This is a genomic window from Enterobacter sp. R-25, assembly GCF_049913205.1.
Classification (GTDB): Bacteria; Pseudomonadota; Gammaproteobacteria; order Enterobacterales; family Enterobacteriaceae; genus Enterobacter; species Enterobacter ludwigii.
Genome location: NZ_CP183982.1, coordinates 2,459,052 through 2,485,278, shown reverse-complemented (window position 1 = coordinate 2,485,278; position 26,227 = coordinate 2,459,052). Strand labels below are relative to the sequence as shown.

General features: G+C 55.2%; 23 protein-coding genes. 14 read left to right on the top strand and 9 right to left on the bottom strand.

The window, feature by feature from the left end:
- The first annotated feature begins 126 nt into the window (after positions 1 to 126).
- The 4 genes from ACN9MQ_RS11830 to ACN9MQ_RS11815 all read left to right on the top strand — a co-directional run bounded on the left by ACN9MQ_RS11830 (position 127) and on the right by ACN9MQ_RS11815 (position 1,472).
- Complete coding sequence (locus ACN9MQ_RS11830; protein ID WP_025204100.1) at positions 127 to 576, top strand: hypothetical protein; 450 nt, start codon at positions 127 to 129, stop codon at positions 574 to 576.
- A gap of 134 nt (positions 577 to 710) precedes the next feature.
- Positions 711 to 908, top strand: a complete 198-nt coding sequence (locus tag ACN9MQ_RS11825; protein WP_014170281.1) for a hypothetical protein — start codon at positions 711 to 713, stop codon at positions 906 to 908.
- 3 nt (positions 909 to 911) lie between these two features.
- Complete coding sequence (locus tag ACN9MQ_RS11820; RefSeq protein ID WP_020884007.1) at positions 912 to 1,325, top strand: GFA family protein; 414 nt, start codon at positions 912 to 914, stop codon at positions 1,323 to 1,325.
- A 69-nt stretch (positions 1,326 to 1,394) separates the two neighbouring features.
- Entirely contained in the window at positions 1,395 to 1,472 is a 78-nt protein-coding gene (locus tag ACN9MQ_RS11815; protein ID WP_223263916.1) for a hypothetical protein, read from the top strand.
- 408 nt (positions 1,473 to 1,880) lie between these two features.
- Here the strand turns inward: ACN9MQ_RS11815 and ompC are convergent, their stop codons facing one another.
- Positions 1,881 to 2,990 carry a porin OmpC gene (gene ompC / locus ACN9MQ_RS11810; protein ID WP_020884010.1) on the bottom strand — a complete coding sequence of 370 codons (1,110 nt, stop codon included), beginning with the start codon at positions 2,988 to 2,990 and terminating at the stop codon, positions 1,881 to 1,883.
- A gap of 392 nt (positions 2,991 to 3,382) precedes the next feature.
- A complete protein-coding gene (gene nifJ / locus ACN9MQ_RS11805; protein ID WP_426021041.1) occupies positions 3,383 to 6,907 on the bottom strand; it encodes a pyruvate:ferredoxin (flavodoxin) oxidoreductase in 3,525 nt (1,174 codons plus the stop codon).
- A gap of 271 nt (positions 6,908 to 7,178) precedes the next feature.
- Between nifJ and ACN9MQ_RS11800 the strand changes: the two genes are divergently transcribed.
- Positions 7,179 to 7,445, top strand: a complete 267-nt coding sequence (locus ACN9MQ_RS11800) for a putative hemolysin (protein WP_014170276.1) — start codon at positions 7,179 to 7,181, stop codon at positions 7,443 to 7,445.
- Here the strand turns inward: ACN9MQ_RS11800 and hslJ are convergent, their stop codons facing one another.
- The 4 genes from hslJ to ACN9MQ_RS11780 form a co-directional block, all read right to left on the bottom strand.
- The gene (gene hslJ / locus ACN9MQ_RS11795; protein WP_014170275.1) at positions 7,446 to 7,883 is read right to left on the bottom strand and encodes a heat shock protein HslJ; all 438 of its coding nucleotides are present in this window, start codon (positions 7,881 to 7,883) and stop codon (positions 7,446 to 7,448) included.
- 127 nt (positions 7,884 to 8,010) lie between these two features.
- Positions 8,011 to 8,139: a DUF2474 domain-containing protein gene (locus ACN9MQ_RS11790; RefSeq protein ID WP_014170274.1), complete on the bottom strand. Its 129-nt coding sequence runs from the start codon at positions 8,137 to 8,139 to the stop codon at positions 8,011 to 8,013.
- Positions 8,139 to 9,149: a cytochrome d ubiquinol oxidase subunit II gene (cydB, locus tag ACN9MQ_RS11785; protein WP_138614059.1), complete on the bottom strand. Its 1,011-nt coding sequence runs from the start codon at positions 9,147 to 9,149 to the stop codon at positions 8,139 to 8,141. The genes ACN9MQ_RS11790 and cydB overlap by 1 nt, the downstream gene beginning before the upstream one ends.
- Entirely contained in the window at positions 9,149 to 10,549 is a 1,401-nt protein-coding gene (locus ACN9MQ_RS11780) for a cytochrome ubiquinol oxidase subunit I (RefSeq protein WP_151712334.1), read from the bottom strand. The genes cydB and ACN9MQ_RS11780 overlap by 1 nt, the downstream gene beginning before the upstream one ends.
- Positions 10,550 to 10,943: 394 nt before the next feature.
- Here ACN9MQ_RS11780 and ACN9MQ_RS11775 point away from each other — a divergent pair, with 394 nt between their 5' ends.
- From ACN9MQ_RS11775 to ACN9MQ_RS11735, 9 genes are all read left to right on the top strand, one after another.
- Entirely contained in the window at positions 10,944 to 11,132 is a 189-nt protein-coding gene (locus ACN9MQ_RS11775; RefSeq protein WP_020884014.1) for a hypothetical protein, read from the top strand.
- 82 nt (positions 11,133 to 11,214) lie between these two features.
- Positions 11,215 to 12,624, top strand: a complete 1,410-nt coding sequence (locus ACN9MQ_RS11770; RefSeq protein WP_044866726.1) for a PLP-dependent aminotransferase family protein — start codon at positions 11,215 to 11,217, stop codon at positions 12,622 to 12,624.
- 273 nt (positions 12,625 to 12,897) lie between these two features.
- A complete protein-coding gene (gene ydcS / locus ACN9MQ_RS11765; RefSeq protein ID WP_020884016.1) occupies positions 12,898 to 14,043 on the top strand; it encodes a putative ABC transporter substrate-binding protein YdcS in 1,146 nt (381 codons plus the stop codon).
- Between the two features lie 15 nt (positions 14,044 to 14,058).
- Complete coding sequence (locus tag ACN9MQ_RS11760; RefSeq protein ID WP_063214367.1) at positions 14,059 to 15,072, top strand: ABC transporter ATP-binding protein; 1,014 nt, start codon at positions 14,059 to 14,061, stop codon at positions 15,070 to 15,072.
- Positions 15,073 to 15,115: 43 nt separating this feature from the next.
- On the top strand, positions 15,116 to 16,018 hold the full coding sequence (locus ACN9MQ_RS11755) for an ABC transporter permease (RefSeq protein WP_279262259.1): 903 nt from the start codon (positions 15,116 to 15,118) through the stop codon (positions 16,016 to 16,018).
- Positions 16,008 to 16,814, top strand: a complete 807-nt coding sequence (locus ACN9MQ_RS11750) for an ABC transporter permease (RefSeq protein ID WP_073396930.1) — start codon at positions 16,008 to 16,010, stop codon at positions 16,812 to 16,814. Before ACN9MQ_RS11755 ends, ACN9MQ_RS11750 begins: the two co-directional genes overlap by 11 nt.
- Positions 16,815 to 16,838: 24 nt before the next feature.
- A complete protein-coding gene (gene patD / locus ACN9MQ_RS11745; protein WP_050736870.1) occupies positions 16,839 to 18,263 on the top strand; it encodes an aminobutyraldehyde dehydrogenase in 1,425 nt (474 codons plus the stop codon).
- 155 nt (positions 18,264 to 18,418) lie between these two features.
- Complete coding sequence (locus ACN9MQ_RS11740; RefSeq protein ID WP_032670341.1) at positions 18,419 to 18,592, top strand: GhoT/OrtT family toxin; 174 nt, start codon at positions 18,419 to 18,421, stop codon at positions 18,590 to 18,592.
- Between the two features lie 86 nt (positions 18,593 to 18,678).
- Complete coding sequence (locus ACN9MQ_RS11735) at positions 18,679 to 19,437, top strand: alpha/beta fold hydrolase (RefSeq protein WP_426021042.1); 759 nt, start codon at positions 18,679 to 18,681, stop codon at positions 19,435 to 19,437.
- A gap of 33 nt (positions 19,438 to 19,470) precedes the next feature.
- Here the strand turns inward: ACN9MQ_RS11735 and ACN9MQ_RS11730 are convergent, their stop codons facing one another.
- The 3 genes from ACN9MQ_RS11730 to ACN9MQ_RS11720 are packed head-to-tail and all read right to left on the bottom strand — an operon-like array spanning position 19,471 to position 25,980.
- Positions 19,471 to 21,645: a virulence factor SrfC family protein gene (locus ACN9MQ_RS11730; protein ID WP_426021043.1), complete on the bottom strand. Its 2,175-nt coding sequence runs from the start codon at positions 21,643 to 21,645 to the stop codon at positions 19,471 to 19,473.
- Positions 21,642 to 24,623: a virulence factor SrfB gene (locus ACN9MQ_RS11725; protein WP_041162655.1), complete on the bottom strand. Its 2,982-nt coding sequence runs from the start codon at positions 24,621 to 24,623 to the stop codon at positions 21,642 to 21,644. Before ACN9MQ_RS11725 ends, ACN9MQ_RS11730 begins: the two co-directional genes overlap by 4 nt.
- Before the next feature lie 4 nt (positions 24,624 to 24,627).
- Positions 24,628 to 25,980, bottom strand: coding sequence for an SrfA family protein (locus tag ACN9MQ_RS11720; RefSeq protein ID WP_426021044.1), 1,353 nt, complete (start codon positions 25,978 to 25,980; stop codon positions 24,628 to 24,630).
- Positions 25,981 to 26,227 lie beyond the last annotated feature (247 nt).

The window sequence follows — 26,227 nt, the reverse complement described above, 5'->3', positions numbered from 1 at the left end:
CAATAACGCGATGACCACGGTAGATAACTAAAAACGACTGCCAATAGTAGTAGGAATATTCTTAAGGTGTTGCTGTTTTTTGCACGATCTGAATAATGTGTGCAACGACACGGATGACAACATCTCATGAAAATTCAAACTATTACACTGGCAATGCTGGTGGTCGTTTCTGCGCCTTCGAGGTCAGCTTTTCAGGAACGGGAATATAATACCTGGTATATAAAAAATGCTGTTCTTTACGATATGACCCAGACTTCAGACGGTTTCCCGGTCATGTTGAGCATCTCTCAGCCTGAGCGGAAATCAGCAAATTTGCTGGTCTCCTATATCACCGAAGGGCGCTGTGACGGGACCCGCCAAGAACTTAGCGTGAATGGCAAAGTGCTTCCGGCCACGTATTATTGTGTTCAGGTCGGGCAGAACCGGATAGAGCATTTTTCGGTGAAAGATGCGCAGAGCGTTAACGGCATGGTTAACCATCTGAAATCGGATTTTACCTTACTTCTTCAAAACGACATCAAGGTCTGGGCCGCGAACATTAATGCGCCCAAATACGGCCTCGCGCCGCGATTCTGACACGTACACCTCGACCTCATCGCCTGTTAGCGGAGGGGTTACGCCCTGTATCACAGAATAAATAGCATCCGTGACAACGCCACGTTTTACCACAATCCTGCTACGCTTTTTGTGTTGTACAAGGGAGCACAAACATGAAGAACAAAGATGAACAAACGGGATTAGTGGGACTGGCAATTGGTGCCGCCGTTATCGGTCTTGTTTCAGCACAGCAACCCATCCATCGCGACAGTATTGTGAGTGAACTGGTCAGACTCGGCAGACAGAAAGGCGATGGCGTTGAAGATGAGGTTTTCGTTAAGGCTGCCGAGCTCGTGAGAAAGGGGGTGTAACCGATGGCTGATATTCGTCATGCACAGTGCCATTGTGGCGCGGTGGCGTTTACCGTTGAACTCTCAGACGGATTAAATACCGCCCGGCGCTGCAGCTGCTCTTTTTGCCGGATGCGGGGCGCCGTGGTGGTCTCGGCACCGCTGTCGGGCATTACCGTAACGAAAGGGGCGGATAAGCTCACGGAATATCGTTTTAACACAGGAACAGCCCGCCATTTCTTCTGCTCGGTCTGCGGGATTTATACCTTCCATCAGCGGCGTTCAAATCCCAACGAATACGGCGTGAATGTGGCCTGTTTTGAAAATGTGACCCCCTTTGATTTTGCCGAAGTGGCGGTGATGGACGGCGTTAATCATCCCGCGGATGGCGACAGCGGGGTTTTCGGCTACCTCTCTTTTCGTCAAAAAGAAGCGTAACTGCCGCCTGGCCAGATTTTAACAATGCGGCCTATAGTGGGGAGTGGGTATCCGAAACAGGAGAGAAATATGCTGTATGTTGAGAAAGACGATCCGCGTGAGGCGCCTGAGTCAGGTGATAAAAAGCCTCAGCCGGTCAAAAAATAGTCCGTTGATACGTTTCCCGCCACCGGCCCTGCTGGTGGCGTATTGTTTGGGGGAAACCTTAGCTGCCATCCAGATGATTCAACAGTGCGCCGAGATGCCCAACGACACCACCAAAATCAAAAATTAACGCCATCCATATAATCGCCAGAAGGGTAAGTACGGCAACTGATACACGACCAAACAATGCAGTTATCCTTAATGAAGCAAAGTCTATAAGGCTAGTCTACATGGGTTTGTTTAAACTTACCCTTAACGACACCGTCATAAATTTTCCTTTTGAGATGATTCACACATTCACTGAGCCGAGAGGCGCGAAGAGAGGGAAATATGATGGGAGAGAAGAGGAGGGCTGGCGTCAGGCGTCGCAACGAAAATAACGAGCCCGCATCACGATGCGGGCTCCTGGGATCAGAACTGGTAAACCAGACCTAATGCAACGACATCATCCGTGCTAATGCCGTTATTTTTGTAGAAACTGTCATCTTCATCCAACAGGTTGATTTTATAATCAACGTAGGTGGACATGTTTTTGTTAAAGTAGTAGGTTGCGCCTACGTCAGCATATTTAACCAGATCCTGATCGCCCTGACCGTTGGCCAGGTCTTTACCTTTAGACTGCAGATAAGAAATTGCCGGGCGCAGGCCGAAGTCGAACTGATATTGCGCGGTCACTTCAATGTTTTGTGTTTTATTGGCCACGGCATCCGTATTATCGCCATAAGGGGTCATATTGCGGGTTTCAGAATACATTGCCGCCAGATAAATATTGTTGGCGTCATATTTCAGGCCTGCAGTCCAGGCATCCGCTTTATCGCCACCGGCAGTGGTATTCATCACCTGCTCGTTGGTACGGTCAGAAGAGGTATAGGCAGCACCCGCGCTGATACCCATGCCAAAGTCATAGGTGGTGGAGATACCGAAGCCGTCACCGTTCTCATGGCGCGTGTCGCGACCATTGTTGGTGCCTTCCTGGTTGTTGCTGGCATCTTCGTTTTTACCCTGATACTGCAGGGCAAAGTTCAGACCCTGTACCAGACCATAGAAGTCAGTGTTACGGTAGGTTGCGACCCCGTTGGCACGGCCAGTCATAAAGTTGTCTGCATTGGTGTAAGAGTCACCACCGAATTCAGGCAACATATCGGTCCAGCCTTCCACGTCGTACAGAACGCCATAGTTACGACCGTAATCGAAGGAGCCATAGTCACCGACTTTAACACCGGCGAAGGCCAGACGCGTCCATGACTGGTTATTAGACCCTTCAGTGTTATTGGCCTGGATGTTGTATTCCCACTGGGCGTAACCGGTCATCATGTTGTTGATCTGGGTTTCACCCTTGAAGCCCAGACGCATGTAAGTTTGATCGCCATCTTTAGAGGCATCGTCGGAGAAGTAATGCAGACCATCTACTTTTCCGTACAGATCTAATTTGTTGCCGTCTTTATTATAAATTTCTGCAGCATGCGCAGCGCCAGCCATTAACAGCGCTGGAATCATCAGGGCCAGTACTTTTCTTTGCATTTTGGAATTCCTTTGCAGTTGTTTTTATTTAATTACGTATTGAACTTTCCGCACGAGAAAGCTGTCTCATGCTAAATCACTCCTGACCAAGAATAATAAAATATAATTGTTACGAGTTAAGTTAATTCTTAACCGGATTATGCGGCGGAAATAGTCATTGGTTTTATGAATGATTTAAAGCTAATCATATTAAATAAAAATTATTAATTGCCCATTAAATCAGATAACCTCAGCGGCGTTATATGCCTTTAAGATTTTTCATCCATAATTTATGTGAATGTCATTTAGTGAATTAACGTGATATTCATTAATTATCTGGACTCGCCCGGTGTGAATACATCGGGCTTTTTTTATGGCAAAAAAATGCCCGGACAAGCCGGGCAGAGGGAGAGTCAGTCGCGGGTGGGTTTTTCCGCTTTTCCGGCCATTTGCGCCAGGAAATCATACCGTTTTTGCAGATCGGCGGCGGCATCTTTCCACAACTGCTCGGCCACCTCTGGTTGTTGCGCGTTGAGGCGACGGAAGCGCTGTTCCTGCATTAACGTTTCGGCCAACGCATCGGAAGGCGGGCGTGAATCCAGCGCCAGAGGCAATTTACCTTCATCGGCGCGGCGTGGGTCGAACCGGTAGAGCGGCCAGAAGCCGGTTGCGGTCAGCTGGCGCATCTGATCGTGGCTGAGTGCCAGGTCGTAGCCATGCTCTTCACACGGGCTGTAGGCAATGATCAGCGACGGACCCGGGTAGGCTTCCGCTTCCTGAATGGCTTTCACCGTCTGGTTCAGCTGCGCGCCCAGCGAGATTTGCGCGACATACACGTGGCCGTACATCATCATGCTGACGCCGAGATCTTTACGCGCCTTGCGCTTGCCGTGTTCACCAAACTTAGTGACTGCGCCAAGCGGGGTAGCTTTTGACGCCTGGCCACCGGTGTTGGAATAGCACTGCGTATCCAGAACCAGAATGTTGACGTTTTCGGTAAGGCTTAACACGTGATCCAGCCCGCCAAAGCCGATGTCATACGCCCAGCCGTCACCGCCGATCAGCCAGATTGATTTTTCCACCAGCGCGTCAGCGTCGGTCAACAGCTGCCCGGCACCTTCCACGTCCTGCAGAGCGTTGCGCAGTTCCGCAACCTGCTCACGACGACGTTCTGGCGTTGCATCAGCGTGCAACGCCTCATTCAGCTCCGCCGGGATGTGGACAGCAAACTGTTCCAGTAACCGCATCACGCGTGCGCGGTGCTGGTCAACGGTCAGACGGAAGCCCAGACCAAACTCGGCGTTATCCTCAAACAACGAGTTCGCCCATGCCGGACCGCGGCCATGGGCATCGGTGGTGTACGGCGTGGAAGGCAGATTACCGCCATAGATTGATGAACAGCCCGTGGCGTTAGCGATCAACATTCTGTCGCCGTACAGTTGCGTGAGCAGCTTGATATACGGTGTTTCACCGCAGCCAGAGCAGGCGCCTGAATACTCGAACAGCGGAGTAATGAGCTGCGAGGTACGAATATCAATACGCTCCAGCGTGCTGCGGTCGATCTCCGGCAGGTTCAGGAAGAAGTCATAATTTACCTTCTCTTCTTCGACATGCTCGAGGCGCGACATCATATTGATGGCTTTGATGTCCGGATCCTGACGATCTTTCGCCGGACAGACCTCAACGCACAGATTACATCCGGTGCAATCTTCCGGAGCGACCTGCAGAACATACTTCTGTCCGCGCATATCACGGGATTTCACATCAAGTGAATGCAGGCTGGCCGGGGCGTCTTCCATCGCTTCCGGGGAGACCACTTTGGCACGAATGGCCGAGTGCGGGCAGGCTGCTACGCAGTGGTTGCACTGGGTACACAGCTCCTCTTTCCAGATGGGGATTTCTTCGGCGATGTTGCGTTTTTCCCAGCGCGTGGTGCCCATCGGCCAGGTGCCATCGGGTGGCAGTGCGGAGACGGGAAGGGCATCACCCAGCCCGGCCAGCATGGCTGCCGTCACGGTTTTCACGAAATCCGGTGCCGCGTCAGAAACCACCGGTGGACGGTTCGGGCTGGACGGATCAACCGCTTGCAGCGGTACTTCAAATAAAGACTCGCGCGCCAGCGCCAGCGCCTGCCAGTTACGCTCGACCAGCTCCTGACCTTTACTGCTGTAGCTTTTGTCAATCGCTCCCTGCAGTTCCATCAGCGCGCTGTCTCCCGGCAGGATCTGCGTCAGGTGGAAGAAGGCCATTTGCATCACGGTGTTGATTCGCGCGGCAAGGCCACACTCGCGGGCAATTTTTGCAGCGTTAATGACGTAGAAGCGGGCTTTTTTCTGGTTCAGCACCGCCTGCACTTCCTGCGGCAGCCGCGACCAGACTTCATCCACGCTGTATGGCGTATTGAGCAGGAAAATACCGCCCGGTTTCAGGCGCTCTGCCATCTGGTACTTATCGATGAACTGCAGCTGGTGACAGCCCACAAAATCAGCCTGCGAGATAAGGTACGCCGAGCGGATAGGGTGCTCGCTGACACGCAGGTGGGAAACGGTCAGCCCGCCTGCTTTTTTGGAGTCGTAGACAAAATACCCCTGGGCATACCACGACGTGGAGTTCCCGATAATCTTAATGTTGTTCTTGGTCGCGGAGACGCTACCGTCGCTGCCCAGCCCATAAAACAGCGCCTCAAGTTTTGCGGTGGAAGGCAGCGTGTTTTCCGGCAGGGGCAGAGAGAGGTTGGTCACGTCATCATAAATACCGACGGTAAAGCGCGGTTTTGGTTTAGCCTCGCTCAGCTCATTAAACACCGCCAGCACACAGTCCGGGCCAAACTCTTTGGAGGACAACCCATAGCGACCCCCGATCACGCGGGGCAGTGTTTCGCGCTCACCGCAATTAAACGCTTCAGCCAGCGCGGACATGACGTCCAGATACAGAGGTTCTGCGTGGGCGCCAGGCTCTTTAGTGCGATCGAGCACCGCCACGGTGCGCGCGCTTTCCGGCAGGGCGGAGAGCAAATGTCGCGCGGAAAACGGTCGGTAGAGCCGCACTTTGAGCACGCCGATTTTTTCACCACGGGTCAGCAGTTCATCCACCACCTCTTCACAGGTGCCAATGGCTGACCCCATGAGCACAATGACCCGTTCCGCCTGCGGATGACCGTAGTATTCAAACGGTTTGTATTGCCGTCCGGTGGCCGCGGCAAAATCATCCATCGCCTGCTCAACGTGATCATAAACGGCGTTGTACCACGGGTTCGTTGCTTCCCGGGACTGGAAATAGGTATCCGGGTTGGCCGATGTTCCGCGGATCACCGGGTGTTCCGGGTTCAGCGCACGGGCGCGATGCGCGTCGATCTCCGCCTGCGGCAGAAGATTGAGGAGGGTGTCGTCAGCCAGCGGAACGATTTTATTGATTTCGTGAGAGGTACGAAAACCATCAAAGAAATGAATAAAGGGCACGCGACTCTTCAGCGTCGCCATGTGCGAAATTAACGCGAAGTCCTGTGCTTCCTGAACGCTGCTGGCGCACAGCATGGCGCAACCGGTCTGGCGGACGGCCATTACGTCTGAGTGATCGCCAAAGATGGAGAGGGCGTGTGTCGCAACGGTTCGTGCGGCAACGTGAAGCACAAACGGGGTGAGTTGTCCTGCCAGTTTATAGAGCGTCGGGATCATCAACAATAATCCCTGCGACGACGTGAATGACGTCGACAAAGCACCGGTCTGCAGCGCCCCGTGGACGGTCGCGATAGCGCCAGCCTCAGACTGCATTTCCACGACTCTTGGGACGTCGCCCCAGACGTTTTTCAGTCCGTTGCCCGCCCAGGCATCGGCCTGTTCGGCCATCGTAGAACTTGGCGTAATTGGGTAGATGGCGATAACTTCACTGGTGCGAAACGCGACGGACGCGACTGCACCATTACCGTCAATAGTTTGCATAGGACAACACCCTTACATTGCGCAAAAAAAGGAGCCCGAAAAAAACACAACGGGCTTTGAATATTATTCCCTTAGTTTAGCAAAGGTCGGATTTTACGATTTTCGCTTTTGTGTCCTCGGTATTCTCGACATCAATGAGTAGATCAATCTTTTGGCGAAAAAATTGCGAGAAATTGTTTCAGGAGCGCATAAATACGCACTTTCGCTCTCGACGACACGGCATGTGATGCCTATTATGCATAGGTTTCGCATTATTAATGGGGGAGAGAGCATGCGTTCAGCATTTTGGGTCGGGTGTGCCGCGTTATTATTATCGGCATGCAGCAGTGAACCTGTTCAGCAGGCAACGGCGGCACACGTAACGCCGGGAATGAAAGCGGCGATGTCCAGCTCCGGACAAGCCAACTGCGCGATGATTGGCGGCTCGCTGTCTGTTGCCCGCCAGCTTGACGGCTCAGCTATCGGGATGTGCGCATTGCCAAACGGCAAACGCTGCAGTGAACAGTCGCTTGCCGTAGGATCCTGCGGAAACTACTGATTACTCCGCACGCTTAAACATTAGCGTTTTATCGGCTGTCGCCAGCGTTAACTGGTCTTCAGTCAGGTCGACCTGCGCCCCTTTGCGCAGCATGTCGCCAATGGCCTGATCCAGTTCGTTCAACTGTGGTTCGGTACAGAGCTTGCGCGTCATGGCGAGCGTTTTGACCTTGAGCTCACCTTCGGACAATTTCCCCTGTCCGTTAAACGTGTTACACATCACGCCGGAAACGCTAATGTTATTAACCAGACTGATATCAGACAGGGCTTTGAAGCTGATCTCTGGTTGCGTTGTCGTGGCCTTAACGGCTTTCCCGTCCACATTCTCCAGCACAAAACGGTGGCTCTTAAGTTGGTCCGGCTGAACGGAGGCTTTACCAGGATTAACGCACCCGGTGAGGACAAGACTGATAACACTTAACGCAATGAGCTTTTTCATTTTTCTTCTCAGACGATAGATACTGTGAATCTTTTTTTCAGTGTAACGATACTCTGCCGTGCGTTAATGGGGTTTATCTGAAAGTGCGGGCGGGTACCGGGCAACGTTGTCGTTGCCCGCAATACGATCAGTGCGATTTAAACCCTGCGGCCGTCATTAACATGCGAAAGAGCATACTGACCGCCGCCAGTGCCAGTACGCTGCCGCCCCAGATAATGGCCAGCCACATGACTCTTTTCCAGAAAGGTTGTTGCATCAGTGATAACCCTCTCCATGCTGTACTTTTCCGCGAAACACGTAGTAACTCCAGAAGGTGTAGACCAGAATCACGGGAATGATCAACAACGCGCCCACCAGCATAAAGCCCTGGCTTTGTGTCGGAGCCGCCGCCTGCCAGAGCGTGATTGACGGGGGAATAATGTGCGGCCAGATGCTGATCCCAAGTCCGCTAAAGCCGAGAAAAATCAGCCCTAACGTCAGGATAAACGGCAAATGATGGCTCTCTGGGTTATTCAGGCAACGCCACTGACACAGGCTCAGGATCACCACCAGCGCCGGCACGGGCAGCAGGAAGAAGAGATTCGGCAGGGTAAACCAGCGCGCGGCGATGGCCGGCTGCGCCAGTGGGGTCCAGAGGCTGATTGCTGCAATGAATACCAAAAGCAGGATCAGGAGCGTTCTGGATACCCGTCGCATTCGCTGTTGCAGCGCGTTTTCGCTTTTCATCACCAGCCATGTCGAGCCTAACAGCGCGTAGGCCACCACCAGACCTGCGCCGCAGAACAGGTTAAAAACGGTCAGCCAGTCGAACGGTCCGCCACTGTATGTGCGCCCGGTGACGCTAAAGCCGTTGATCACTGCGCCCACCGTCATGCCCTGGGTAAAGGTCGCCAGGATCGAACCGCCGATAAACGCTTTGTCCCAGAAAGGGCGGTGTGCCGGCGTGGCTTTAAAACGAAACTCAAATGCCACGCCCCGGAAAATAAGTCCGATCAGCATTAACGTCAGCGGAATAGTGAGGGCATCAATAATGACCGCATAGGCCAGCGGAAAAGCGCCAAACAGCGCTGCACCGCCGAGCACCAGCCAGGTTTCATTGCCGTCCCAGACCGGCGCAACGCTGTTCACCATCACATCGCGATCGTCGGCATCAGGGGTAGCCGGGAACAGGATACCTATCCCCAGGTCAAAACCATCCATCACGATATACATCAGCGTGGCAAAGACGATGATAACAAACCAGATAATGGAAAGATCGATACCCATTATGGTTGCTCCTTATGTTCAGTAGTAACGGCAGAAAGCGGGCGTGCGGGACGTCCATCGGACTCGGTGGCAAACGATTCATGAGGCTGAGGTCCTTTTTTAATCAGGCGGACCATATAGCTGTAACCCACGCCAAATACGGAGGTGTAGACGACGAAGAAGGCCAGCAGACTCACGCTCATATGCAAGTCACCATGCGCAGAAACCGCATCCTTCGTTCGCTGAAGCCCGTAGACGACCCAAGGCTGGCGGCCCACTTCGGTAGTGACCCATCCGGCCAGGATGGCAATCAGCCCAGTGGGACCCATCAGGAGGGCAAACCACAGGAAGGGACGCGAAGCGTACACGCGCTTTTTATAACGTAACCAGAGCGCCGTTACCCCAAGCAGCAGCATCAGCATGCCTAAGCCCGCCATAATGCGGAATGACCAGAAGACGATGGTGGAATTTGGCCGGTCTTCCTTTGGAAATTCTTTCAGTGCCGGAACCTGTTTGTCGAGGCTGTGCGTCAGAATAAGGCTGCCAAGCGCCGGGATCTCCACCCCAAAGCGGGTGCGCTCCTGTTCCATATCCGGCCAGCCAAACAGCAGCAGCGGGGTGGGTTCACCCGGTGGGTTCTCCCAGTGGCCTTCAATGGCTGCTATTTTAGCGGGCTGGTGCTTCAGGGTGTTCAACCCGTGCATATCACCCACCATCGCCTGAAGGGGAGCCACAATCAGGGTCATCCACAGCGCCATGGAAAACATCGCGCGGATGGCGGGGGTGTTGTTTCCGCGCAGCAAATGCCAGGCTGCGGATGCGCCGACAAACAGGGCGCTACTCAGGAAGGCCGCTATCGACATATGCAGCAGGCGATACGGGAAGGAGGGGTTAAACACCACGGCAAACCAGTCTACCGGCACCACCTGTCCGTTGACGATTTCAAAGCCCTGTGGCGTCTGCATCCAGCTGTTTGATGAGAGGATCCAGAAGGTTGAGATAATGGTCCCCAGTGCCACCATACAGGTTGCAAAGAAATGCAGACCCGGCCCGACTTTATTCCAGCCGAACAGCATAACGCCGAGGAATCCTGCCTCGAGGAAGAAGGCAGTAAGCACTTCGTAGGTCAGGAGCGGGCCGGTAATACTGCCGGCAAATTGTGAAAACCCACTCCAGTTGGTCCCAAACTGGTAGGCCATGACCAGCCCGGAGACCACGCCCATACCGAAGTTAACGGCAAAAATCTTCGACCAGAAATGGTACAGCGAACGCCAGACCGGGTTTTTGGTTTTCAGCCACAGGCCTTCTAGCACAGCGAGATAACTCGCCAGACCGATGGTGATTGCCGGGAAAATAATGTGGAAGGATACGGTAAAGGCAAACTGTATCCGTGCAAGGTGAAAAGCATCTAAACCAAACATGCACAACCTCAATGTCAAACGGTGTGCTGTTATGGTATAGGGGCGAAATAACGAGTATCAGACGCAGAAAAGCGAAATTTACCTATAACAGTTCATGAAAACATCACGCTTTGCACATCTGATATAGCTTGCGTGAAAGAATAAAAAAATTATTTTTATGAAATTTATGCATTAAACAGCTTGCCTTGTTATCAACAACATGCGTTAATGGCCCTCTGGGTTTGAGTCCAAATAAACATCTGACGTAGTTTTATAAAGCAGTTCTCATCACGTTGTGCCTCTCCGCAGCCTCTCTTGGGTCTTTTTCTACACTCCGATTAGTTTTTGTTTCAAACCACTATCGCCTGAAGGGCCCATTAAGCAATTAACGTTTTTACGTTTACAGGAGAATCCTATGACTTCTTATATCCATTTCCGCTGCCCATGCTGCCATGGTTCGCAGTACCGTACCTCAGCTTTTGATGTGTCTGAGAAAAACCCGTTCGGTGCAAAATGCATTTTTTGCAAATCGTCGATGATTACCCTCGATCATCTGGCCGCTGCCCGCCACGCTCAGCGTAACGTCACCGAACTGCGTAAGTAATGCATCTGGCTAACTATAACAGTTAGCAAAATCTTCTCTTTTTCTCCTGCTGATATACACTGTCGGTCTTAAGGAGAATCTGATGAAAAAATACCAGCGTCTGGCGCAACAAATTATCTCGCAGATCGAGCTTGGCGTATGGTTGCCGGGCGATAAGCTGCCTTCTCTGCGAGAGCAGGTCGCGAGCAGCGGCATGAGTTTTATGACCGTGGGCCACGCGTATCAGATGCTGGAAAGCCAGGGGCGTATCGTCGCCAGGCCGCAATCGGGCTATTACGTTGCCTCGCGCCCGACCGCCCAACAACCTGCGCCGCCTGCCCAGGTGATGCGGGACGAAGTGGTGGATATCAACACCTATATCTTCGACGTATTACAGGCCAGCCGCGACCCGTCGGTGGTTCCTTTCGCTTCTGCCTTCCCCGACCCCCGGCTTTTCCCGCTGCAGCAACTTAACCGTTCGCTGGCTAATGTCAGTAAAACCGCCACAGCAATGAGCGTAATTGAAAACCTGCCTCCGGGTAACGTTGACCTTCGCCACGCCATTGCCCGTCGCTATGCGCAGCAGGGAATGAATATCTCGCCGGATGAGATTGTCATTACCGCAGGCGCACTCGAAGCCCTGAATCTTAGCCTGCAGGCCGTTACCGAGCCTGGTGACTGGGTGATTGTCGAAAACCCCTGTTTCTATGGTGCACTGCAGGCGCTTGAACGCCTGAAACTCAAAGCGCTGTCGGTGGCGACGGACGTCCGCGAAGGGATCGATCTGAATGCGCTTGAGCAGGCGCTCAATGAGTATCCTGTCAAAGCCTGCTGGCTCATGACCAACAGTCAAAATCCCCTCGGCTTCACGCTCAGCGCAGAGAAAAAAGCGCACCTGGTCTCGCTTCTCGCCAGGCACAACGTCACCCTGATCGAAGATGATGTCTACAGCGAACTCTATTTTGGCCGGGAGAAACCCCTGCCAGCGAAAGCCTGGGATCGTGACGATATGACGCTGCACTGCTCGTCCTTCTCGAAATGTCTGGTGGCGGGGTTTCGCATCGGCTGGGTGGCGGCAGGTAAACATGCGCGACGCATTCAGCAGCTACAGCTGATGAGCACCTTATCGACCAGTTCACCCATGCAGCTGGCGCTGGTGGATTACCTGGCGACAAAACGCTATGACGCCCATCTTCGCCGCCTGCGCCGCACGCTGGCCGAACGCAAACAGCAGGCGTGGCAGTCGCTTTTGCGCCATATGCCGGCAGGCGTCAAAATTCATCACAACGACAGCGGCTATTTTTTGTGGCTGGAACTCCCGGCGCAGCTGGATGCCGGGCTGCTGAGCGAGAAAGCGCTAATGCACCACATCAGTATTGCCCCCGGTAAGATGTTTTCGACCTCTGACGCCTGGACACCGTTCTTCCGGTTTAATACCTCCTGGGCGTGGGGGGAGCGGGAAGAACAGGCTGTGATTCAGTTAGGGAAATTAATTAGCAGCATGCTCGAATAATAATCTCCGCACCTTTCTAAAATAATCATTCCTTATCCTGATGGCGGTAGGGCGAATATTCCGCAGTACCGCATCATAGGAAATCTGCATACCGCCTCTCAACGCTAACTCCTTGTCTATAATCCAGTTAACGGGGAATGCGCCCTCGGTCACACCTTGATGAAATTTCTTTAAGCCGCACGGTGCGGCGCATTTGCGCGGTCTACGTTTAATAAGGGAGATATTTTTACGGCACGGCTGCCGCTAAATTTCATTGCGACAGGAGTAATTCTTATGAGCAAAAAATTTGCCCGCAGCAGCCTGTGCGCGCTCGGCATGACCCTCATGACAGCGCACGCCGCAGAGCCACCGAAGGCAATCGGCGACGGGGAAGGACGACTGGATATTATTGCCTGGCCCGGGTACATCGAACGGGGACAAACCGATAAAAATTATGACTGGGTCACGCAGTTCGAAAAAGAGACCGGCTGCGCGGTGAACGTTAAAACCGCGGCCACCTCGGATGAAATGGTTAGCCTGATGGCGAAAGGAGGATACGATCTGGTCACTGCCTCGGGCGATGCCTCACTGCGTCTGATCATGGGGAAACGCGTTCAGCCGATTAATCCCGACCTTATCCCAAACTGGAAAACCCTCGACCCGCGGATCGTCAAAGGTGAATGGTTTAACGTCGGCGGCAACGTCTACGGCACGCCGTATCAGTGGGGGCCAAACCTGCTGATGTACAACAGCAAAACGTTCCCGACGCCGCCGGACAGCTGGAGCGTCGTCTTTACGAAACAGAATTTACCTGACGGTAAAACTAATCAGGGCCGCGTGCAGGCCTATGATGGCCCGATTTACATCGCCGATGCGGCGCTGTTTGTCAAAGCCACGCAGCCGCAACTGGGTATCACCGACCCGTACCAGCTAACAGAAAAACAGTATGCCGCCGTCCTGAAGGTATTGCGTGACCAGCATGCGCTGATCCACCGCTACTGGCATGACACCACCGTTCAGATGAGCGACTTTAAAAATGAAGGCGTAGTGGCCTCCAGCGCCTGGCCCTATCAGGCCAATGCCCTGAAAGCGGAGAACCAGCCTGTCGCCACTGTTTTCCCGAAAGAAGGGGTAACCGGCTGGGCGGACACCACCATGCTACACGCGCAGGCCAAGCACCCGATGTGCGCCTACAAATGGATGAACTGGTCGCTGACGCCTAAGGTGCAGGGCGATCTGGCGGCCTGGTTTGGCTCGCTGCCCGTGGTGCCGGAAGGGTGTAAAGCCAGCACATTGCTCGGCGATAAAGGCTGCGAAACGAACGGCTACAACTATTTCGACAAAATCATGTTCTGGAAAACCCCGATTGCAGAAGGCGGCAAATTCGTTCCTTACAGCCGCTGGACACAGGATTACATCGCCATCATGGGCGGCCGTTAATCGCAGGAGCAGAACATGACGTACGCAGTAGAGTTTAATGACGTTTCCCGTCTGTACGGTGACGTGCGGGCGGTGGATGGGGTCACCATTGCTATTCATGACGGAGAGTTTTTCTCCATGCTGGGGCCTTCGGGCTCCGGCAAAACTACCTGCCTGCGTCTGATCGCCGGTTTTGAGCAGCTGTCAGGCGGCGCAATCAAAATCTTCGGTAAAGAGGCGAGCGCACTTCCCCCATGGGAACGCGATGTGAATACCGTGTTCCAGGATTATGCGTTGTTCCCGCATATGTCGATCCTCAATAACGTCGCGTACGGGCTCATGGTCAAAGGTATCGACAAGAAAACGCGCCATGCGCAGGCGCGTCAAGCGCTGGAAAAAGTGGGGCTAAGCTTTGCTGTCACGCGTAAGCCTTCGCAGCTTTCCGGCGGGCAACGTCAACGTGTCGCCATCGCGCGGGCGCTGGTCAATGAACCCCGGGTATTACTGCTGGATGAACCGCTCGGCGCGCTCGATCTTAAACTGCGTGAGCAGATGCAGTTCGAGCTGAAAAAGCTGCAGCAGGAGCTCGGCATCACCTTTATTTTCGTCACTCACGATCAGGGGGAAGCCCTGTCGATGTCTGACCGGGTCGCGGTTTTCAATAATGGCCGCATTGAGCAAGTCGACACCCCGCGCGATCTCTATATGCGTCCAGGAACGCCCTTCGTGGCGAGCTTTGTCGGGACCTCAAACGTGTTTGACGCCGGTATGGCACACAACGTGTGCGGGATGGAAGGCATCTATTCTTTACGGCCGGAACATATTCGCCTCAATGAGAGCGGTGAGGTTCAGGTTGAGGGCGTGGTGCAGGCAGTACAGTATCAGGGGGCGGCAACGCGTCTTGAGCTAAAACTCGCTGACGGTGCAAAACTGCTGGTCAGCCAGGCCAATTTTAGCGATGCCGCAACGCTGAGCGGCGTGACGCCGGGACAGGCGGTGATGGCGTCGTGGTCACGTGATGCCATGGTTCGCCTGCAAGAGGAGAGGTGACATGAACACGCATCTCGCGGCGCCTCCCGCCCACCGTAGCCGCATGAGCCGCCTTACCGCACTGTTCTGGCGTAAGCCATCGCTTGGTCTGTTCCTGCTGCTGCTCGCGCCGCTAATGTGGTTTGGCATCGTTTATCTGGGATCGCTTCTCACGCTTTTATGGCAAGGGTTTTATACCTTTGACGATTTCACCATGGCGGTCACGCCGGAACTGACGTTTGCCAATATCCTGGCGCTTTTTAATCCGGCAAACTATGACATCATTCTGCGTACGCTGATGATGGCCATTGCGGTGACCATCGCCAGCGCTATCCTCGCGTTTCCGATGGCCTGGTACATGGCACGTTACACCCACGGCAAGTGGAAGGCGTTCTTCTATATCGCCGTGATGCTGCCAATGTGGGCCAGCTATATTGTTAAAGCCTATGCCTGGACGCTGCTGCTGGCGAAAGACGGGGTGGCGCAGTGGTTTCTGAGCCACCTGGGGCTCGAGCCGATCCTGACCGCAATCCTTACGCTACCGGCCATTGGGGGAAACACGCTTTCCACCTCCGGGCTGGGGCGTTTTCTGGTGTTCGTCTATATCTGGCTGCCGTTTATGATCCTGCCGGTACAGGCGGCGCTGGAGCGACTGCCCGCGTCGTTACTGCAGGCTTCAGCCGATCTCGGCGCGCGACCACGCCAGACTTTTCGTTACGTCGTTTTGCCGCTGGCAATCCCGGGCATTGCCGCAGGGTCAATCTTCACTTTTTCCCTGACGCTGGGCGATTTCATTGTTCCACAGCTGGTGGGGCCGCCGGGGTACTTTATTGGCAATATGGTCTATTCCCAGCAGGGCGCTATCGGCAATATGCCCATGGCCGCGGCCTTCACCCTGGTGCCAATTGTCCTCATCTCGCTTTATCTGGCGTTCGTGAAACGTCTGGGAGCATTCGATGCACTCTGAACGCGCACCGTTGTTCCTGAAAGTGGCAGCCTGGGGAGGCGTTATCTTCCTTCATTTCCCGCTGCTGATTATTGCGACCTACGCCTTTAATACCGAAGACGCCGCGTTCAGTTTTCCGCCGCAGGGGTTGACCTTGAAGTGGTTCACCGTGGCCGCGGGGCGTGGCGACATCATTGAATCAGTGACGTTGTCACTTCAAATCGCTGCGCTGTCGACGGCTATCGCGCTGGTGCTTGGCACGCTTGCTGCAGCGGCGCTGTGGCGAAGCGCGTTTTTTGGCAAAAATGCGATCTCGCTGTTGCTGCTGTTGCCGATTGCGTTACCGGGGATTATCACCGGTCTGGCGCTGTTGACGGCATTTAAAACCATTGACCTTGAGCCGGGTTTTTTCACCATAGTGGTCGGTCACGCCACGTTCTGCGTGGTGGTGGTGTTTAACAACATGATTGCCCGTTTCAGACGCACCTCCTGGAGTCTGGTCGAGGCGTCAATGGATCTGGGGGCCGACGGCTGGCAAACCTTCCGTTACGTGGTCCTGCCGAATCTCGGTTCGGCGTTGCTGGCCGGGGGGATGCTGGCGTTTGCACTCTCGTTTGACGAAATCATCGTCACAACATTTACCGCGGGACACGAGCGCACGTTACCGCTGTGGTTGCTTAATCAGCTCGGGCGTCCGCGCGACGTGCCGGTCACCAACGTCGTCGCACTGCTGGTGATGCTGGTCACAACCCTACCCATTCTGGGAGCCTGGTGGCTAACCCGCGACGGCGAAAACAGTGCTGGAAGCGGGAAATAACATTGATTTCAACAGGACAATGCTATGCAAACACAACTGCTGATAAATGGTGAACTGGTAGCCGGGGACGGGGAAAAACAGCCGGTCTATAACCCTGCCACCGGAGAGGTACTTCTGGAGATTGCTGAAGCGTCAGCAGCGCAGGTCGACGCGGCGGTCCAGGCCGCCGATCGCGCATTCATTGAATGGGGACAAACCACGCCTAAAACGCGTGCCGAGTGTCTGCTGAAGCTGGCTGACGTGATTGAAGCCCACGGCGAAGAGTTTGCCCGTCTCGAATCGCTCAATTGCGGTAAGCCGCTGCACTGTGCGCTGGGAGATGAAATTCCGGCTGTGGTCGACGTTTTCCGCTTCTTTGCCGGCGCCGCCCGCTGCCTGAACGGGCTGGCCGCCGGCGAATATCTTGACGGTCACACATCGATGATACGCCGCGATCCGGTGGGCGTGGTCGCCTCCATTGCGCCATGGAACTATCCGCTGATGATGGCGGCATGGAAGCTGGCACCCGCGCTGGCCGCGGGTAACTGTGTGGTGATCAAACCTTCGGAGATTACCCCACTGACGGCCCTCAAGCTGGCGGAACTGGCGAAAGACATCTTCCCGGCAGGCGTTCTGAACGTTCTGTTTGGCCGCGGAAAAACGGTCGGCGATCCGCTGACCGGCCACGAAAAGGTGCGTATGGTGTCGCTCACCGGTTCTATTGCCACCGGCGAACATATTATTGGACACACGGCGTCCTCGATTAAACGCACCCATATGGAGCTGGGCGGCAAAGCCCCGGTTATCGTTTTCGACGACGCCGATCTTGATGCGGTTGTTGAAGGGGTACGTACTTTCGGTTTCTACAATGCGGGGCAGGATTGTACGGCAGCCTGCCGTATTTATGCGCAGAAAGGCGTTTATGCCGCGCTGGTGGAAAAACTGGGTGCCGCGGTGGCGAGCCTGAAGATGGGCGCGCCGGAGGAGGAAACCACCGAGCTGGGCCCGCTCAGTTCCGAAGCCCATCTTTCACGCGTCTGTAAGGCGGTTGATGAGGCTAAAGCCCTGAGCCATATTCGCGTGGTGACCGGCGGCAGCAAAAAGGAGGGGGCAGGCTACTATTTCCAGCCAACCCTTCTGGCAGGGGCAAAACAGGACGATGCTATCGTTCAGCGTGAAGTGTTTGGCCCGGTTGTAAGTGTCACCGAGTTTGATGACGAAGCGCAGGTGCTGGCATGGGCGAACGATTCGCAGTACGGCCTGGCGTCATCGGTCTGGACCCGCGATGTAGGGCGTGCCCACCGGATGAGCGCGCGTCTGCAGTACGGCTGCACCTGGGTTAATACCCATTTTATGCTGGTGAGCGAAATGCCGCACGGCGGGATGAAGTTATCCGGCTACGGCAAAGATATGTCGGTGTACGGCCTTGAAGATTATACCGTTGTTCGCCACGTGATGATAAAACACTAAGCCCCCATGCCCGGTCGCATTCAGCGCCGGGCATTCTCTCTTTTCAGTACATTATCCATAATATTCAAATGGTTATTCTGTAACGAAAAAACTTGATCTGTATCAACATATGACGCATATTGCGTGCGGTTATTTTTTCGGCTCTGGTAAACAGAATGACGTTGTATCAAAAGATGTTGGTTTTTTACGCAATCATGGCTTCTGTCTGTGCATTAATTACCTGGTTCCTCTCTAAAGACCGCAAACGTATCCGACTGCTCAGTGCTTTTCTGGTGGGGTCAACCTGGCCAATGAGCTTTCCCGTTGCGCTGTTGATCTCGCTTTTCTGAAGCACGCTTCCCGTTTTAAAAGATGAACATAGCATTCCAGACACGAAGACTGTATAAATACACAGTGAATCGTTAAAGGAGTGCTTATGAACAGTTTTTACTCGCAGCAGGCCGGCTGCGTTGTGCGCTGGCACGATCTTCCCGGCTCTGGCGATCCTGTGGTGTTTATTCACGGGTTAGGCTGCGCCTCTTCTTATGAATATCCTCGTATCGTCTCTGACGCCCGGTTTGGTGCGCGCAGAGCCATTCTTATCGATCTCCCCGGCAGCGGTTACAGCGACAAACCCGTGCAGTATCGTTATCGCACCAGCGAGCAGGCGCGAGTGGTGGCTGAACTGTTGGACCATCTCAAACTCGATAGCTTCTGGCTATATGGTCATAGTATGGGTGGCAGCATTGCTATCGAGGCAGCAGGACTGATGGCGCCACGCGTAAAAGGGTTGATGGTGTCGGAACCCAATTTTCACGCCGGGGGTGGCATGTTCAGCCGCTCTATTGCTGCACAGACGGAACAACAGTTCCTGGCGCAGGGGTATGATGCGCTGCTCAGTGCGGAAACCTCACCCTGGGCGGGCAGTCTGCAAAGCAATGCGCCGTATGCCGTGTGGCGTGGCGCGTCCAGCCTGGTGGAAGGGGTAGAGCCGGAATGGGAGGTTCAGTTTTTGTCTCTGCGCTGTCCGGTGACGTTGATTTTCGGCGAGCGGTCTTTGCCTGATGATGATGTGAACTCTCTGCAAAAGCGGGGCATAGAAGTGAAAATCATCCCAGCGGCCGGACACTCCATGTCATGGGAAAATCCGTCGGCACTGGCGCAGACGTTAGCAGAGTGTATGACCACGACCTGAAAGAATAGCCCGCATCTCTGCGGGCCAGGAGCGCTAACGTAACAGGGCTTGTAATGCCTGGCGTGCGGCAGGCTGTACATCGTGCGGGTGGTGGAAATCGATGTTCTCTATTGCCCGGCTATAGAGGGCGACCAGCCAGTCATAGACATACACCGTTGCCGCATGTACGGGTTGTTCTCCCAGACGCGTCAGGCGCGGCGCGGTACTGTTGACCACCGGCGTGACAAAGATTGCCTGGCCTTTACGGATGCGGCTCGCCGGGCGTGCCTCTGCGGGTGTCCGATCGTAGCCCAGCCAGCCAATGAAGTTGCCCATTACGGCATGCAGTTGGGCTGCGCTGCACTTGTCGGTTTCAACAATGTTCTGCAGCTGCTGCGGCAGGTTCAGTCGGTAGCTGGCCACCACCAGAACGTCAGCAATTTGCTGCAAAACAGCGGGTTCCAGCCCAAGGCGCGCGGCAGTGGCATCGTTGCGGCTCCACTGGCGCAGATGGTTTATCCAGACTTTATGCGCCAGGCGAGCTTTGTCTTTGGTCTGGAATGGACTGGTGTTCTCCTGGGCATGCTCGGCAAACAGGTCAATGGTATCCGTAAACAGTCCGTTCACCTGCTCCTCGCGGGGCTGCTGAACGGCCAGCAGGGTTTCAAAGGCTTTAAGCGGCGGCAGAAGACCTTCAAGCAGTTCACCGTGGCGGGCAGCGGAGCTTTGCAGAACGCGCACCATGTTTTCGGCCTGAGTTCGTCTGGCGCCGGGTTCCTCGACCAGCGGTGCCAGATACCCCTTCATCAGGGCCGAGAGTTCCTGGCGCAGCATTGCTTTCAGCGTGCTAAGACGCTTCTGCCGCTGAGCGGGTAACGTGGCCTGAGACAACCACTCGATCACGCGCTGCATGCTGTGGCTGTCCAGCGCCTGCAGTGTCCCCCAGCGCACACCCGGTTTGCCCAACAGGTGCTGTACCGTTTCATCGAGGTTCTGACGAGTGGTAAAACGTGCGTCGTGAGGCGTAATCGCCCACACCAGCCCCGGCAGGGCGGATTCTTCAACCGGCTGAGTCTCTTTGACCCAGTTCATCAGCACCCGGGCTTTTTTAGCCGTTTGCTCGTGCTGGGCTGTCGCATTGCAGATAACAAGCACGTCCGGCTGCAGCTGCTGGCGATAATGCTCCAGCAGCCACTGGCATTTAGCCTGATTCAGTGCATCGGCGCTGTTATCTGAAAAGACCGGAATATCAATAATATCGACATTATCCAGGGCGCTGCTTTCGACCGGCAAGACCAGCTCACGCGTCAGGAAGGCGAGCGTATCGACAGGGATACTGATGGCGTTAAGCATCTCGCCGTTGTTCAGCGGATGAAGCAGCGTCTCCTGGGCCTCCGGAAGGGTAAAGGTGCCGTGAGTCAGGAACCCTTCGCCCGGCAGCCCGAAGTTATCGACCAGCAGGCTGAGCGGGGCGGCGAGTGCTCCGGCATGGCTGGTCTGATGCAGGACATGAGCGAGCTTTAACCACTGCTGGGTCAACTCCTGTTGCTCACCCCACAGCAGCGACCAGACGCTGGCACGCGTGCTGAGATCGAGCGAAGGGACCAGCTGTGCAAACTGATGCCACAGGGCATCATCAATTTGGTGTTTCGCGGCAGGTACTGAGCTTTGCCAGAAGCGGGCGATGGCACCCACGTCCTGAGCCGTAATACCAGGAACGCCCTGCGGCTGGCGCAGGCCACGCCACTTCTCCAGGCGCGTCTCAATGACCGCTTTATCCACGGCGCGGATTTCCGGCTGCAGCGTGGTGCGGGCGATAAACAGCTGAACCAGCTCTGCCTCTGTCACCAGGCTCAGGCGCAGCGGGAACGCCTCATCCATCACCTCTGTATTTCCGCGGGTGAACCGCACGGCCATGTTGGTCAGGGCATGTCCCGGATTAATGTGCGAAAAATAGTCAAATGTACGCTGGCCTGGCGTAACGTTCAGGCGGCCATTACCGCTGCCGCACAGCGATAAAAGCAGATGCGCTTTAGCACTCTGAGAATGACCGTAAAGTCCAATACTGCCCGGGCGTGACAGGGCGCGGTCAATGGCCTGCTCCCGTGCCTGCGTCGCGTTGATGCGCGCAAGAAGGGCATCGGCCTCGTTATCCAGCACAGGGGCGTTCAGGCGCGTCTCATTTATCCACCCGATTAAGGCCTGAGTGGTGGTCATCGTCGCAGTCATTTCAGGTATACGCTCCCGCTGTCGATCCAGTAGTGGCTGCCGCTATGACGGCGATCGGCCAGAGTATTCAGTTTGAAGGTTAAAGCATCAGGCGGAACCGGCGTCCCGTCCTGCAACCAGGCATCGCTCAGCGCGAAGGATTCAGGCCCTTCATGCTTATTGCCGCCGCAAAGTTTGAGCCGCACGTTCAGCACGCCGTCACCCGCAATCGCTTTGGCCAGTTCGGCCGAGTTGATGCTAAGCGTATAGAGCGGCGTTGCCGGCCAGCGCGCGTTCGCCAGCTGGCGGAAACCGAGCGTCACATTTCCGCGCAGGGGGAAGTGCAGACGGGCGTCGAGTTTCGCACCCGGTTTATCCAGGTCGATATCCTGATACCAGACGTTTTCTTCACGCAGGGTGTTTACGGTGTTATCCAGGACGCCCAGATAGCGAACCGTCGAATATGCACCGATATCCGCGGCTTTAAAGTTAAAGCGCGGCAGTCGCAGGTCAAGCGCCAGGCTGCAAAGCATCGCGCCGACGGCGGCGGTCGATTTTGGATTACCAATGCGTCCTTGCTGGCTGAACGGGTACCATTCATGAACCTGGTATTTATCCAGCCAGACGATGCGATTAACCGGCACCGGCTGCAGGTGGCGAATAAGCGCCTGAACGCCAGGCAGGCAGCCCGGACGCCCCGTGATCAGCAGAATATCGCAGCTGTAATGTGAAATGGCCTCGCACACCGCATGCAGGGGTGACGCCAGCGTGAACTGGCCTGCCAGCATCGCATCCTGCATTTCACGGAAATTCACGTGCAGCGGAACGGCAAACAGATCGAAGGCGTCTGAACCTGCCGGCAAGGCATGATCGACGGCCTGTTGCAGATAATTCATCACGTTGCGGGTCGGTTTCTGCGACAGCAGATCGCCAAAGGTGGCATGCAAGCCTGCCAGCGGATCGTCGATGTCGCTGGATTCCCACGCGGCAAGGATGGCGTGACCAATCGGCATAAAGAGCTGAAGCGCCGTTTGCTGGCGCAATACCGCCTGGGTATCGATACGTCCTGAGTCACCAAACAGCGAGGCCATCAGCAGAGAGGCATCGGCGATGCCGGACTTCTGCAGCTGGGTTTGCAGGGCGGGTAACACATAGCGCTGGATGACGTCCAGCAGGGTGTCGTCGCCGGCCACTTTAAACCCTTCGCGGAACAGCAGCTGCGGCGTGATTTTGACGTTGTTACCGGAGCCGTCATCCAGCTGATAATGGGTGATCGCCATGTCGGTTGTGCCACCGCCAATGTCGATAGAGGCGACACGCAGCGAGCGCCCCGGCTGCACCCCCGGTTCAGGTTCACGATCCGGGCGGGCGAGGGAGGCGAAGAACGCTTCCGTCTGACCACCAAAATGTGAGATCGCTTCGTTGTATAGCCACACCAGTTGACCACAGCTGGCCTCGTCCCACTCCATCTGGATTGCAGGTACCGGCACCACGCTTTTTTCCTGGTGCTTACGGGTGGCAAAATCGTCGTCCTGCGGGTGCCAGCCCATCGCTTTCCAGACGATAGCGATCGCCTCGAACATGCGGCGACGGAAGATCTCGCGTTCCTGCTTCGGCATCGCCGAGGGCAGGGTCAGGATCAGCGTACGCAGCTGGCGTGGCGAGGCCGGAAAGCCCAGACGCAGGCGCGTGGCAACGCTGTTGATCTGCCCCAGCGCCTGTGCCAGCAGTTCGCACAGCATATGCGTCATCAGCGTGCTGCGGCTGTACTGCGGGGAGAAGACCGGCAGTCGCTCGTCCTGCGGCAGCGTAAAGAGTGGTTCACCGTCATCGTTCATCAGGTTCATCAGCGGGAACGCGGTCGCCAGCGGTTCGCGCTGGGTCTTGCTGTTCATCTGGCTAAAGCGCCAGTCCTGGACCACCGGGGTTTCATCCCACAGGTAGCGACGCGGGCTGGAGATACCGCTGTTACCTTCCGTGCCCAGACGGCGCGTAGCCAGTTTGCGGGCTTCATCGCCCACGCGGACAATAGACGGCCAGACAAAGGCATCTTCACGCCCACTTTCCACCGAGAAGTGCTGCTTGCCAAAACGCGCTTCTGAAAACTCCAGACGACTGGTAAACAGCGGCTCATTGAGGAACTGTGGCTCGCTTAACGAGCGCACCTGCAGTTCGGCCGTCTGGCGCAGACCGTCGTTCGCATCACCGTGATCTTCAATAATAACGCCGCAGGTATGGGTATTTCCGACGTCGAGGATCAGGTCGACCGGAATAGCCGGCGTACTGAGGGTATGGGTGACAAATTTCACTTCCGGCACGGTGAGCTGTTCACCGAGCATGGACAGCAGGTTGAGCCAGTGTGCCTGGTACTCAAAGCTGCGCATTGCCTGTTGCAGGTCGCGTTCCGCGCGGTTTTCGACGTCGGTCGCATAGTGGGTAAACGCCTCGCGCAGCCAGCCGTCAATCCAGGTCTGGTCGAGGAAGCTTTCCACCTCATCGTCACGCCATGCCAGTCCGAAACGGGTGCCGTTGAGAATGTCATTTTCAACCGGGGACAGCGCGGCAGTAGCATGCTCTGCAATCTGGCTGTCGAGAGCGAGCGTGACGCGGTGTGTATTGCCTGCCGCATCAGGCGTTTCAAGTTTACGCACCTGGACACGCGCCCAGTTATCCGGCCCGTCAACAAAGGTACGTGGCGGATTGAAGCGCAGGAAGGGAATGGGGAGCCAGACACCATCCAGCACCGTCAGGGACTGATGCAGTGGGATCGTGGTTTCCGGTTTCACCACTTCAGGCTGTCCGCCGTTCAATCCCGGCAGCGTGTAACGCCCGTTGACGAGATCGAAATCGAGACGCAGAAGCGGACCGTTGGCGGTTTTACGTACGAAGCGCCCGTTGCTGGCGGTGTCCTGCGGAGTCAGGCCAAAATCGAGGAATTGCACGCCGCTGTTGGCAATAAGCGTGACGCTCTGTTTATAGTCGCAAAGATTTACCAGCATAGGGTCAGGCACCTGCTTTCTTGAACGTCAGTGGAACGACGGTTTTGGCATCATAACGGGCATTACATTCAGCGACATCGCTGGTACCTGCTTTACAGGCAACTTCCGGCATCGGGTAGCGTGAACCGTCTGTGCAGCGGGCATTACCGCGACTCTTAATCATCAGTTCGCCATTGCTGTGCAGCCCGGAGAAAACCTCCACGCGGCAGACAACATTGTCACCGTGAACAACACGAGCGAAGCCTTTATTGTTCTGGATCTGATAGCGCAGCGACGGTGGTTTGCCGGTAATCGGATCTTTCACGTCGAGGATCGCACGCCATGTTCCGTTCAGAAAACGCGTCGACCCCGCTTTCACCTGGTTTGCTTCCATGACCATGGCGTCTTTCGGGATCGCCGCAATCACAACCGGCGCAGGCGCTGGGGCGGCAACGGGAGCCGGCTCTTTTTCTTTGCTCGCGACCACCTCTGCCTGATGCAGCGGTAATTTCATCGGCAGCGGCTCAACGGCTTTAATCGGCTTTGGCGCAATGGCGACAGGTTCAGGGGCAACGACAGCCACTGGCTCGGCAGAAGGGGCCTGTTTTGGCCACAGCAACGGGGTGGCAATCGCGGCAACGATCACGGCGGCAACCGGAAGCGTCCACAGGGGAACGCGGCGTTTTTTGGCGACGATCGCAGGCTCTGGATCGGGTTCTTCCACTGGCGGCACAATGACCGGCGCAGGTTCAGGCGTATACAGTTCGTCAGGCGTGATGCGCACCACAGTGGCCGGGGCGATCAGCGGCTCATCGGCCTGTTCAAAGGTCAGGACTGGGGTCGGTTCCGGCTCGGGTTCAGGGTCTTCAATGACAATCGGGGCTGGCTCAGGGATCAGCGATTCGCGTAAACAGTCGAGTACGTCGTCACGCGCATTCTCATTGAGATTTACAAACCCCCAGAAGCTTATGACCGGCTTTCCATCAACCAGGAAAAGGAAATTTTCGCCGGGAAACTGAAATGCTTTCGACAGCAGGGAGCCGAAAAGCTGTTGCGCTGTTTTTGGCGACTGCAGGCATTTCTTACTGAGCGATTCAACGCTGGCCAGCGTATTTTCCAGATAGCGAAGGGCGCGATAACGATCGTCTTCGTTCGCCGCTTTCCAGCTGGTTACACAACCGTCGACCGGCGAATACCAGTCGACACGGTCGCCACCATCATTGACCTGCGGAATAGCCAGACAGTCGACAATCGCCTGTTGTTTGCGTAACCGGAGCGCTTCCCGGATTTGTAACGCTGATTCAAAAACGGCTTGTCCGCCGCCGCCAACGGCCTGAAAGTCATCCAGATTACCGCTGCGTAAAAGAGTTTTTGCCACGATTTGATCCCATATACTTCTTCACACCGTTACTTTAACGAAATCGGGAAGCAACCAAACGGAGGAAGAGACGCCAAAAGGGACGATTTCTTGTGGCATAGAAAGGTGCGGTTGTGCTTGACGAATAATGGCACTTAAGGCAAATCAACCTCTGGCGCACTGGCTGTAAAACCAGCGGAAAACGTTGCTTTAGAATAACCTGATAGTGATTCGTTATTTGCCAGGTTATAGCGGCTGTGCTGTTATT